Annotated in this window: 10 protein-coding genes and 2 tRNA genes; all 12 read right to left on the reverse strand. The window is 35.3% G+C overall.

All coding sequences use genetic code 11. The features are described 5' to 3' along the window. Nucleotides 1-33: 33 nt before the first annotated feature. A complete protein-coding gene (locus G611_RS0107680; protein ID WP_028243125.1) occupies nucleotides 34-1,014 on the reverse strand; it encodes a calcium/sodium antiporter in 981 nt (326 codons plus the stop codon). Between the two features lie 14 nt (nucleotides 1,015-1,028). Further along, nucleotides 1,029-1,619: a manganese efflux pump MntP family protein gene (locus tag G611_RS0107685; protein ID WP_028243126.1), complete on the reverse strand. Its 591-nt coding sequence runs from the start codon at nucleotides 1,617-1,619 to the stop codon at nucleotides 1,029-1,031. A 205-nt stretch (nucleotides 1,620-1,824) separates the two neighbouring features. Continuing rightward, on the reverse strand, nucleotides 1,825-2,388 hold the full coding sequence (locus G611_RS0107690) for a phosphatase PAP2 family protein (RefSeq protein WP_051195159.1): 564 nt from the start codon (nucleotides 2,386-2,388) through the stop codon (nucleotides 1,825-1,827). Between the two features lie 77 nt (nucleotides 2,389-2,465). After that, on the reverse strand, nucleotides 2,466-3,686 hold the full coding sequence (gene tyrS, locus G611_RS0107695) for a tyrosine--tRNA ligase (RefSeq protein ID WP_028243128.1): 1,221 nt from the start codon (nucleotides 3,684-3,686) through the stop codon (nucleotides 2,466-2,468). 96 nt (nucleotides 3,687-3,782) lie between these two features. Next, nucleotides 3,783-3,853 (reverse strand) — tRNA-Cys (locus tag G611_RS0107700). A 16-nt stretch (nucleotides 3,854-3,869) separates the two neighbouring features. Continuing rightward, nucleotides 3,870-3,957, reverse strand: a tRNA-Ser gene (locus G611_RS0107705). A gap of 127 nt (nucleotides 3,958-4,084) precedes the next feature. Then, nucleotides 4,085-6,604: a DNA gyrase subunit A gene (gyrA, locus tag G611_RS0107710; protein WP_028243129.1), complete on the reverse strand. Its 2,520-nt coding sequence runs from the start codon at nucleotides 6,602-6,604 to the stop codon at nucleotides 4,085-4,087. A gap of 51 nt (nucleotides 6,605-6,655) precedes the next feature. Continuing rightward, nucleotides 6,656-8,584: a DNA topoisomerase (ATP-hydrolyzing) subunit B gene (gene gyrB / locus G611_RS0107715; protein WP_036948664.1), complete on the reverse strand. Its 1,929-nt coding sequence runs from the start codon at nucleotides 8,582-8,584 to the stop codon at nucleotides 6,656-6,658. Then, nucleotides 8,568-9,677, reverse strand: a complete 1,110-nt coding sequence (gene recF / locus G611_RS0107720) for a DNA replication/repair protein RecF (RefSeq protein ID WP_028243131.1) — start codon at nucleotides 9,675-9,677, stop codon at nucleotides 8,568-8,570. The genes gyrB and recF overlap by 17 nt, the downstream gene beginning before the upstream one ends. Continuing rightward, complete coding sequence (gene yaaA, locus G611_RS0107725; protein WP_028243132.1) at nucleotides 9,667-9,882, reverse strand: S4 domain-containing protein YaaA; 216 nt, start codon at nucleotides 9,880-9,882, stop codon at nucleotides 9,667-9,669. The genes recF and yaaA overlap by 11 nt, the downstream gene beginning before the upstream one ends. Then, nucleotides 9,882-10,997, reverse strand: a complete 1,116-nt coding sequence (gene dnaN, locus G611_RS0107730; protein ID WP_028243133.1) for a DNA polymerase III subunit beta — start codon at nucleotides 10,995-10,997, stop codon at nucleotides 9,882-9,884. Before dnaN ends, yaaA begins: the two co-directional genes overlap by 1 nt. A gap of 270 nt (nucleotides 10,998-11,267) precedes the next feature. Beyond that, entirely contained in the window at nucleotides 11,268-12,653 is a 1,386-nt protein-coding gene (dnaA, locus tag G611_RS0107735; RefSeq protein ID WP_028243134.1) for a chromosomal replication initiator protein DnaA, read from the reverse strand. Nucleotides 12,654-13,058 lie beyond the last annotated feature (405 nt).

Here is a 13,058-nt window from a genome sequence, read left to right on the forward strand (position 1 = left end):
CACAATTATAATTACCTGATATATTGAAAGATTTTATACTCCATCTCTTAGTATGATATATCCTAAATAAACAGCATATAGTAAAAGCATGATAATACCGTTTGCTCTATTAAGATTTTTCTTTTTTAGGCACATAGCCCAAACAATTGCTGAAAAACCTACAAGAATAAGGGTATCAATAGCATTAACTGTAAGGTATGTCATTGGCGAAATGGCACCTGCTGTACCAAGTATTAATAGAATATTGAAAACGTTTGAACCTACTACATTTCCGATTGCCATATCAAGCTCGTTTTTCTTAGCTGCAACAATTGATGTAACAAGCTCTGGAAGTGATGTACCAAGTGCAACAATTGTAAGTCCTACTAAAGTTTCTGACATTCCAAACTTTAATGCTAAAGTAGTGCAGGAATCTACAACCCAGTCACCACCAAATTTAATAGCAACAGCTCCACCAACGATATATATGATGCAAAGCCATGTAGGAATATCAACTATTTCTTTTTCAACATCTTCTTCTGCTAGACTTGCAGCATCTTTTCTAGACTTTTTAGCAGCCTTAAGCATTGATGCTAAGAAAATGATAAATACAACAAGAAGAATTGCTCCATCAATGTGTCCAACTGAATTCCCAATAAGTCCCATTATCATAAGTGCAATGGCACATGCTACTGAAAATGGAAAATCCTTTTTTATAGTATCATCGCTAACCTCAAGAGCAGAGAAGAGTGCACAGCTACCAAGTACTACCATAAGGTTGAAAATGTTTGAACCTATTACATTTCCAATAGCAAGCTGATTACTTCCAGCAAGTGATGCAGTTACTGAAACTGAAAGCTCTGGAAGAGATGTTCCCATTGCAACAATTGTCATTCCGATAACAAGTGCTGGAACATGAAGCTTTTTAGCTACTGCTGAGGCACCTTCAACGAAGAAATCTGCGCCTTTAATAAGAAATACGAAGCCAACTACAAGAAGTAGCAGAGCTCCTGGAATTGTGCTAAAAAATATCATTTTATTCTCCTCCTTTAAAACCCAAATGATATTCCATATAAATGCTCAAGCAAGATTTTCACGCCCAGGAAAATTAGGATAATTCCGCCTAATAACTGGGCCTTTGCCTTGAACTTATTACCAAAAATATTTCCCACATAAACACCACCTGCTGAAATAGCAAATGTTGTTAAACCAATAATTAAGATTGCACGAAGTATGTTAAATCCTTCGTAGAATGAGAAAGTAACACCACAGGCTAATGCATCAATACTTGTGGCAATTGCAAGAAGTGTAAGCTCCTTTAAATCAAGTGGTGGATCCATGATTTCCACCTTATCCTCATTCTTCCATTCTTTGATTGCCTCAATAGCCATTTTGCCACCTATATACAACAGAAGTACAAAGGCTATCCAATGGTCATAGGCTGAAATCATATCAGCAAATGCGCTTCCCAAAATGAAACCAATCAGTGGCATCAATGCCTGAAAACCACCGAAGAATAGTGCTATCATAAACATTTGCTTTTTATTTACCTGCTTCATTGCCAGTCCTTTGCAGATAGCGACAGCAAATGCATCCATAGATAGACCTACACCGAATAAAAATACGTCTACTACACTCATATTAAACTCCTTTTTTTTGTGAGGGCTGATATAGCAAAAAAGACCCACGTGTAACCAAATCTATGGCTACACGTGAGTCTCACTATTTAATGTTTGCCAGGGTCAATCCCGAGTCTGTTGACAAACAACGCATTCGTTTAATAGCGCTAGCTACTCCCTCACGAGATGTATACAATATACTAAAATTTGCTAGATTTTTCAACCTTTAGCTTCTTTTAAGTTTTTTGTAAATAAAATTCACTATAAAGTAGCTTATGATGCCGCCACATATACCTGTTAATGTGCCAACTAATACATCTGTTGGCCAATGAACAAAAACATATAATCTGCTTATAGCAATAGCAGCCGCAAGGATAAGTGCTGGTATGCCAAGCTTTTTATTTCTAGTGAAAATTGCCGTTGCTACAGCAAAGCTTGCATTTGAATGACCTGATGGAAATGAATAGTCATGAGGTACTTTAACAAGCAATTGAACCTCTGGTTCCAACCAGCATGGTCTGCATCTCATGATACTAGGCTTTAATATAATATTACATAATATCACTGTAAGAATTAGAGAAATTGCTGCCTGAAAGCCCATTTTTCTATTGAATGGTAAAAGTAACAGTAGAAGAGTTACGGCTATCCAAAACCAACCTGCATTTCCTAACATGGTAATCTTTGGAACCAGCCAATCTAACGCGGTATTATGAATACTCTGAAACCAATGAAGTAAATCTAATTCCCAATCAAAATAGAAGACTCTTGACTGTTCAATTATTGCTTCCATAAATTCCTCCTTAAAAGAAAATAGTGTCAAGGGCTAACACCTTGGCACTATTGTATATTTTTATTGTGAAAATACTATTAAGCTTCAATCTTGCAGAAAGATTTCTTGCCCTTCTTAAGAAGGAATTCCTCTGCAAATGCATCCTTTTCGTATGATGTAAATGGATCAGCAACCTTGTCTCCGTTAACTGAAACACCACCCTGCTGAACAGCACGACGAGCCTCAGCACGGCTAGCTGTAAGACCTGAAGATACAAGAATCTGAAGGATATCTACCTTGCCATCACGGAAATCTTCATCTGAAAGCTTGTGACATGGAATATTCTCAGAATTAGCTCCACCTGAGAAAAGTGCCTTTGAAGCCTCGCGAGCCTTATCTGCTTCCTCTGTACCGTGAACCATCTGAGTAAGCTCATAAGCTAATATATCCTTAGCTTCGTTAAGCTGAGCACCTTCCCAGCTGTCCATCTTTTCGATTTCTTCCATTGGAAGGAATGTAAGCATACGGATGCACTTAAGAACATCAGCATCACCAACATTTCTCCAGTACTGATAAAAATCAAATGGAGATGTTTTGTTAGCATCAAGCCATACTGCATTACCAGCTGTCTTACCCATCTTCTTACCCTGTGAATCTGTAAGAAGAGTGATAGTCATGGCATGAGCATCCTTACCAAGCTTACGTCTGATAAGCTCTGTACCACCAAGCATGTTAGACCACTGATCATCACCACCGAACTCAAGATTACAATTGTATTCCTGGAACATGTGATAGAAGTCATAAGACTGCATAATCATGTAGTTGAATTCAAGGAATGAAAGACCCTTTTCCATACGCTGCTTGTAGCACTCTGCACGAAGCATGTTGTTAACTGAAAAGCAAGCTCCAACCTCTCTTAAAAGGTCTACGTAGTTAAGGTCAAGTAACCAATCAGCATTGTTTACCATAAGAGCCTTACCATCGCTGAAATCAATGAAACGCTCCATCTGCTTCTTAAAGCATTCAGCATTATGATTGATGTCTTCTCTAGTAAGCATCTTTCTCATATCAGTACGACCTGATGGATCACCAATCATAGTTGTACCACCGCCTATAAGGGCAATTGGCTTATTGCCAGCCATCTGTAATCTCTTCATTAATGTGAGGGCCATAAAGTGACCAGCAGTAAGGCTATCTGCAGTACAATCAAAGCCGATATAGAAAGTTGCCTTGCCCTCATTAATTAATTTTTTAATTTCTTCCTCGTTTGTCACCTGGGCAATCAGGCCACGCGCTACTAACTCGTCATAAATTGTCATTGCAAAATTCTCCTTTCTCACATTTTTGAACAGTTAGTTTTTATGTAAACAAAAATCCCTCGCCCCCATTTACTAGGGTCGAGGGATTTAAATTAGAGGTGCCAACCAGATTTGAACTGGTGATAGAGGTGTTGCAGACCTTTGCCTTACCACTTGGCTATGGCACCATATATATAAGTAAAACGGAGAAGGAGGGATTTGAACCCTCGCGCCGGTTGCCCGACCTACACCCTTAGCAGGGGCGCCTCTTCGGCCTCTTGAGTACTTCTCCAAAGTTGTAGGTATTACTTCTTTTGTTCGACGCAAGTGTTATTCTACTAGAGTATTCCTATAAAGTCAACAAAAAAATAGGGAAATCTTAAAGATTTCCCAAATTTTTTTTTATAATGTTTTTAACACTAATTTTCGCCTACATTTTCATCGTCATTTTCCAGAATTGTCTCACTTTTTCTAACTTTTGCGATGCTAATTAGCTTAGTATTTTCCTTCAAATCGATAAGCTTTACACCTGATGTAATTCGACTGAGAAGAGCAGTACCAGCTACCTCAATTCTGATAATAGTTCCAGCTGTATTAATAAGCATTACTTCGTCATCTTTTTCAACTGCCTTTGCACCAATAAGATTTCCTGTCTTTTCTGTAATCTTATAGCACTTAACACCCTTACCACCACGATGGATTGTGTTAAATTCTGTCATTAAAGTACACTTACCTAAACCATTTTCAGATACAGTCATCAGAGACTCTCCCTGAGAAATCATCTGCATTCCGATAATCATATCATCAGCTGCAAGGTTCATACCTATAACACCCATGGTTGCACGGCCTGTAGGTCTAACCTCAGTTTCACTAAAACGAATAGCCTGGCCATATTTTGTAACCATAATTACATCTTCCTTACCGTCTGTAAGCTTAACCTCGATAAGCTTATCGTCATCACGAAGAGTGATAGCAGTAAGACCGTTCTTTCTGATGTTATCGTATTCTGTAATCTTTGTTTTCTTAACGAAACCATCAGCTGTAGCCATGAATAGATACTTATCCTCGTGGTAATCCTCGATAGGAATCATAGCTGTAACCTTTTCATCAGGCTGAAGCTGAAGAATGTTAACTATAGCTATACCACGGCTAGTACGGCTACTTTCTGGGATTTCGTATGCCTTTATACGATATACTCGTCCTTTGTTAGTGAAGAAGAGTAGATAATCGTGAGATGACATCATAAGCATTTCTACTACATAATCGTCATCTATTGTATCCATACCCTTAATTCCCTTACCACCACGGTGCTGAGCCTTAAAGTTGTCCTCATTCATACGCTTGATGTAACCAAGCTTTGTAAATGTAACAACTGTGTTAGTAACTGGAATCATATCTTCCATGCTGATATCGTATTCATCATATCCGATAGATGTACGTCTATCATCACCATACTTTTCAGCAATTTCTGTAATTTCAGTTTTGATAACTGAAAGAAGTACCTTTTCGTCTGAAAGAATAGCCTTCAATTTTCCAATAAGAACCTGCAATTCATTGTATTCCTGCTGAATCTTATCGCGCTCCAAACCTGTAAGAGCACGAAGACGCATATCTACAATAGCCTGAGCCTGAGCATCAGAAAGACCGAAGCGCTCCATCAATGTAAGCTTTGCAGTGCTTACATCAGCTGAACTTCTGATAATTTGGATAACTTCATCAATGTTATCAAGAGCAATAAGTAATCCCTCTAAGATATGTGCTCTTTCTTCTGCCTTGTTAAGCTCGTACTTTGTACGACGAGTTACAACATCCTTCTGGTGATTTAAGTAATGTGTAAGCATTTCCTTAAGGTTGAGAATCTTTGGCTGATTATCAACAAGGGCAAGCATGATTACACCGAAGGTATCCTGTAACTGAGTATGCTTATAAAGCTGATTAAGGATGATGTTAGGATTAACATCACGTCTAAGCTCAATACAAATACGCATACCTTCACGTGATGATTCATCACGAAGGTCTGTAATTCCGTCGATTTTTTTATCCTTATGAAGCTCTGCAATTTTTTCAATTAAACGAGCTTTGTTAACGTTGTATGGGATTTCAGTAACAACAATTCTGTTTTTACCATTATCCATTGGCTCGATTTCTGAAACGGCACGAACTCTGATTTTAGCTTTACCAGTACGGTAAGCTTCTTCAATTCCTGCTTTTCCAAGAATTACGCCACCTGTAGGAAAGTCTGGTCCCTTAACGATATTAAGAATTTCTTCGATATCTGTATCTCTATCTTCTTCAATCTGGTTATCAATGATTTTGTTAACTGCACCAATGATTTCACGAAGATTATGAGGTGGAATATTTGTAGCCATACCTACAGCGATACCTGTTGTACCGTTAACAAGTAGGTTAGGGTAGCGGGCTGGAAGAACAGTAGGCTCTTTTTCAGTCTCATCAAAGTTTGGCATGAAATCTACGCCATCCATGTCGATATCTTTACCAAGAGTGAATTTATCATCCTTGTAGTTGATACCAAACATTGTCATAGAAATCTTTGAGAGACGTGCTTCTGTGTATCGCATGGCAGCGGCGCCATCACCATCAACAGAACCAAAGTTACCATGTCCGTCTACTAGTGGATAACGTGTGTTCCATTCCTGTGCCATGTTGACAAGTGCACCATAAATAGAACTATCACCATGAGGGTGATATTTACCCATTGTATCACCGACAATACGAGCACATTTTCTGTGTGGCTTGTCAGGACCATTGTTAAGTTCAATCATAGAGAATAATACTCTACGCTGAACTGGTTTAAGACCATCTCTTACATCTGGAAGTGCACGTGAAGCGATAACGCTCATCGCATAATCGATATAAGAGTTTTCCATAGTTTCTTTTAGGTCAACATCATGAATATTATCAAAAATTTTGTCGTCCATATTTTTCCTTTTTTGCTCCTATCGGGCGAAGCCCGAATTTTTAATAGGTTTTTATATATCTAAGTTCTGTACGTACTTTGCGTTAGCCTCGATGAATTCACGTCTTGGCTCAACATTGTCGCCCATAAGAGTTGAGAATGTAACGTTGATTTCTGATACATCTTCATCATCAATAACAACACGCTTAAGTATTCTCTTTTCAGGATCCATTGTTGTTTCCCAAAGCTGCTCAGCATCCATCTCACCAAGTCCCTTGTATCGCTGAATCTTATTGCTTGAATCACGACCAACTTCAGTAAGAATCTGATTTAATTCTTCATCAGAATATGCATACCAAACCTTTTTGTTTTTCTCCAACTTATAAAGTGGAGGAGTAGCAAGATATACATAACCCTGCTTAATAAGCTCTGGCATAAATCTATACAAGAATGTAAGCATAAGTGTTGCAATATGAGCACCATCAACATCGGCATCAGTCATGATAATGATTTTGTGGTAACGAAGCTTTGAAATATCAAAGTTTTCATGAATACCAGTACCGAATGCTGTAATCATAGCTTGAATTTCTGCATTTCCGTAGATTCTATCTTCTCTAGCTTTTTCTACGTTAAGAATCTTACCACGAAGTGGAAGAATAGCCTGAGTTGCACGGCTTCTAGCAGTCTTTGCAGAACCACCAGCGGAATCTCCCTCTACGATAAAGATTTCGCAGTTCTTAGGATCCTTATCTGAACAATCAGCAAGCTTTCCTGGAAGTGACATTCCTTCAAGTGGAGTCTTACGTCTGCTTAAATCTCTAGCCTTTCTTGCAGCTTCTCTAGCTCTTTGAGCCTGAAGAGATTTTTCGCAGATAAGCTTTGCTGTAGCTGGATTCTGTTCAAGGAACCATGTTAACTGTTCTGTAACGATTGAATCTACAGCACCTCTAGCTTCTGAATTTCCAAGCTTTTGCTTAGTCTGACCTTCAAACTGAGGCTCTTCAATCTTGATAGAAATGATTGCTGCCAATCCTTCTCTAATATCATCTCCCTCTAATTGTGGGTCGTTATCTTTTAAAATCTTGTTATCTCTTGCGTATTTATTAAATACCTTTGTAAGCGCACCTCTAAAACCTGTAAGATGTGTACCACCTTCAGGTGTAACGATGTTATTTACATAGCTGTATGCCTGATCTTGATATCCATCGTTGTGCTGCATAGCAACCTCAACATAAATGTTATCCTTAGTACCTTCGCAATAAATAACATCATCGTAAAGAGGCTTATTTCCGCGGTTTATATACTGAACAAATTCTTTAATACCGCCTTCATAATGGAAGCTTTCTTCCTTAGGCTCTTCACCTCTTGTATCAGTAAGTGTAATTCTAAGACCCTTTGTAAGGAATGCAGTTTCTCTAAGTCTTACTTTAAGTGTCTTGTAATCAAAAATAGTAGTCTCAAAAATAGTATTATCAGGAAGGAATGTTACCTTTGTACCTGTTTCTTCTGCAGGACATGTGCCAATTTTTTTAAGAGGATACATTGTTTTACCACGCTCATATCTCTGTTTAAAGATTTTTCCTTCACGTTTTATTTCAACTTCAACCCAGTTTGAGAGAGCATTAACAACAGATGCACCTACACCGTGAAGTCCACCTGAAACCTTGTAACCGCCACCGCCGAATTTTCCTCCAGCATGAAGTACAGTAAATACAACCTCTACTGCAGGTATACCAGCTTTGTGATTGATACCAGTAGGAATTCCTCTACCATCATCTATAACAGTTATTGAATTGTCTGGATTAATTGTTACCTGAATATGAGTACAAAATCCTGCTAAGGCCTCATCAACAGCATTATCAACTATCTCATAAACCAAATGATGAAGACCTCTTTCAGAGGTTGAACCAATATACATACCAGGTCTTTTTCTAACTGCTTCAAGACCTTCTAGAATCTGTATTTGGTCTGCACCGTATTCCTGATTAATTTCTGCTGACATTTAGCTCCTCCGTTTTTAATTCTATAGAACCATCAGTTACTTTATAAACTGTATTTAACATAAATCGATTTTTAACAAATTCATCGATTCCAGTACAAGTAATAATGGTTTGTGTATCAAGTAAATTATCTAATAAATCACTTTGACGATTTTTATCAAGCTCTGATAAAACATCATCTAAAAGTAATATTGGTTTATCATTTATTGTATTTTCAACAAGCTTTATTTCAGAAAGCTTTAAAGATAGGGCACAGGTACGCTGTTGTCCTTGACTTCCAAACTTTCTAATATCAATTCCATCAACAGTTATTTTAATATCATCCCTATGGGGACCAACTGAAGTTTGACAAAATCTCATATCTTTTTCTTTGTTTTTGACCAGTTCATCTAAAAAGAAAATATCCTCAATGTTAGGATCATAGCTAACATCTATGTTTTCTTTACCAGATGTAATTTTTGAATGAATATCCTTAACAATAATATTTATATCGTTAATGAACTGCTGACGTCTGTTAATAATTTTTTTGCCATAATTTATAAGCTGCTCATCCCAAATTGGTAGAGTTTCTTTTAACTCAGGCCTATAAATCATCTCTTTTAACAAAGCATTTCTTTGATTTAGAGCTTTATTGTAATTTGTAAGATCAGAAAGATAGATTTTATCTATCTGACAAAGCTCTGCATCCATAAATTTTCTTCTTTCTGAAGGACCATTTTTTATGATATTTAAGTCCTCAGGTGAGAAGAAAATTATATTTATAAGACCAAATAAATCTGCTGCTTTTTTTATTGGAACTCTATTAATAGCAATTCCTTTTGATTTATTTTTTTTGAGATGAATATCTATTTGATAGTCTCTATTGTTCTTTGTAACAATAGTTTTTATATGACTTTCATCTTTACCAAATTTAATAATTTCTTTATCACGACTGCCTTTATGGGATTTTGTTGTCCCTGACATATAGGCAGACTCCAAAATATTTGTCTTTCCTTGGGCATTGTCACCGAAAAGAATAGTAGTATGCTCATCAAAATTAATACTAAGTGAGTCATAGTTTCTAAAATTTTCCAGCTCAATGGATTTAATTATCATTAGTAACTGTTACACTTTCTCCATTAAATTCAACAATATCACCTGGATAGATTTTCTTACCACGACGAGTTTCAACCTCGCCATTATATTTTACTAATCCTTCTTCAATGACTTCCTTAGCCATTGCTCCAGATTCAACTAAGTTAGCCAGTTTAAGTAACTGGCCTAACTTTATAAATTCATCACGTATATATATTTTTTCCATTAGTTTGCTCCTGGATTATTAAAGTTAACAGGAAGAACGATGTAAATGAATGAACCATTATCATCCTTAATGAAGCAAGGACTCTTTGCATTAAGCATGAAAAGATTAATTTCTTCATCATCAATAACCTTAAGCGCATCTAATACAAACTTAGGGTTAAAGCCAATCATAATATCCTTACCCTCTTTAACAATATCAATATCTTCATTCATTGTTCCAATGAAAGATGAGATAGTAAGAGACATTGTATTTCCTACTGCATTTACAATAATAGGCTTCTTATCACCTTCGTTAACAAGAATTGTAGCTCTGTCGATACAATCAAAGAATTCTTTCTTGTTAATCTTAATCTTTGTTTCATAATCAGCTGAAAGCATCTGTTCAATCTTGAAGAATTCACCTTCAATAATACGAGATACAACTGTAGTCTGATCAAATTCAAAAATAATATGATTATCAGTAACGTAAATATTTACTTCATCATCAATACCACCATCAATAATCTTGATGATTTCATTTAATGTTTTCTTTGGAACTACAACCTTAACATCATTAGCTGGATTCTTTAATTCTACATTTCTGATTGAAACTCTGTGTCCATCAAGAGCTACAACCTTAAGTTTGTTATCTTTGATTTCAATAAGCTCACCAGTCATTAACTTATTGTTTTCATTATCAGCAACTGAGAATATTGTCTGTCTAATAATATCTCTAAGTGTTAACTGAGAAATAACGATTGGCTGATTTCTTTGGATTACTGGAATATAAGAGAAGTCTTCTCCAGATTTTCCTATAATATCAAATTTAGCTTTTTCACATGTAATAGATGTTTTGAATGATGTATCTGTTTCTATAGTAACTTCGTTTTCAGGAAGCTTTCTTACAATCTCAGAAAATTTCTTTGCATCTAAAGCAATAATTCCTCTTTCATGTATTGTTCCACTAACGATAGTTTCAATTCCAATTTCCATATCATTAGCAGTAAGTTTTATTTCTCCAGAAGATGCATCAATTAGGATACATTCAAGTATTGCCATTGTTGTTCTGGTTGGTACCGCCTTTGATACAATATTAACTCCTTTAACAAGGTCAGCTTTTTGACAAGATATTTTCATTTTGTGTGCTCCCTTTCTTAAACATAAAAAATATAATTTATTTTCTAAGTATTATTATTATAGGTTGTTGATTTGTATATAACTGTGAAACCCCAGTATTTATACGTAAAACATGACTTAATAACTTTTGAAAATCTGTGAATTTAGTATTGATAATATATGGATAATTTGTGAATAAAAAATGTTTAAATTTTTAAACAAAAATTTGTCTACAAACAATTCACATTTAAATCACAACTTATCTTCATAGTTATCAACAAGTTATTAACATTAATTAGGATTAATCTTTTTCTTAATTGTTTCTACAAGATTCTTTGTGTTTTCATCCTTAACTATTTCATCCTCGATTTTGTTAGCTCCGTGGATGATTGTTGAATGGTCTCGTCCGCCAAGTAGAAGACCAATAGCTTGTAATGAAGAATCAGTCATTGTGTTACATAAATACATGGCTATCTGTCTTGGTCTAACTACGGAACTTGATCTATTTTTAGAAGCCATCTGATCAACTGTAATATTAAAGTGTTCAGCAACTACTTCTATAATTAACTGAGGAGTTATTTCTCTTGAAATGTTAGGAGAAATAAAGTTTTGTAATTCTCGCTCAGCTATTTCCATTGTAATATCAATCTTTTCAAGTCTTGAGAAAGCTATTAATTTATTAAGAGCGCCTTCGATTTCTCGGATGTTTGACTGAATATTTTCAGCTATGTATTTTCTAATTGATTCATCCAAATTGAAATTTTTTTCTTCAATCTTTCTATTAAGGATAGCCATACGAGTTTCGTAATCTGGATATCCAATATCAGCCATAAGACCCATATCGAATCTTGATTTAAAACGATCATCTAATGTTTCCATATCCTTTGGAGGTTTATCAGATGAAATAACTATTTGTTTTCCCATTGCATGTAATGCATTAAATGTATGGAAAAACTCTTCCTGAGTTGCTTCCTTACCTATAATAAATTGAATATCATCAACCATGAGAACATCAACAGTTCTGTACTTATCTCTGAAGCGCTGCATTGCTGTAGCATTATTGTTTGTTCTCATGTTTTCAATTACTTCATTAGTAAATTCTTCTGAAGTTACATATAATATATGAGTGTTTGGATTTTGATTTTCAATGTAATTTCCAATAGCTTGCATTAAGTGAGTTTTGCCAAGACCAGGTCCTCCATATATATATAGAGGATTATAAAATTCTCCTGGAGATTCTGCTACTGCAAGTGCTGCAGTTTGAGCAAATCTGTTATTTCTACCAACGACAAAATTTTCAAATGTAAACTTAGGATTAATGGTAGTGTTAACCATTCGTTTTTCTTCGAATGGAGCACTTTCTTCTATTTTAATTAAATCAACATTCTTTTCTTTTTTTATTTGATTTGCATTTTCTTGGGTGATGAATATGATTTCATCGAATTGCATTCCTGTTATTTCTGCAATTGTTACTTTAATTGGTGTAGCATACTTTCTTGTAATGTAACCAATTGTCATTTGATTTTGATCACCGTTGTAGGTAATGTAAAGTTTATTATCTTCTATTTGAAATAATTCGAGAGGTTTTAACCAAGAATTATAAGAAACATCTGAGATACTATACTCAGTTTTAAGATAATCTAGGATTTCGTCCCATTTTTTAACAAGTTCTTCCATAAAATTTCCCTTTTATCCACATTTTAAACTATTCTATATTCTACCCTATATATGGCTTTTTATCAATATTTACTACAAATTGGTGTAGGGGATTGTGTAAATTTTAAAATGCCTTATTTCGCAAATTTGGGCCTCTAATATTAGAATTATAGTTATCCACATATGGAAAATTTGATTTATCCACATTTACAATCCCTATTTTACATTATTTTTGATAGTTAGTGTGGATAAAATTGATTTTTTTCCAGCTTATCCACATAGTTTTCCACACATTGTAGATAAGATTAAAAATATTTTTGCCAGTTTTATACAACATTTTGTATTCCATTTTTAGGTTTAGTAGAGATATTGTGTTTTTGAGTTATCCACACCTACTTAAAATATTAAATAATGCATTTTTTATTG

The organism is Pseudobutyrivibrio ruminis AD2017, assembly GCF_000424305.1.
Classification (GTDB): Bacteria; Bacillota; Clostridia; order Lachnospirales; family Lachnospiraceae; genus Pseudobutyrivibrio; species Pseudobutyrivibrio ruminis_B.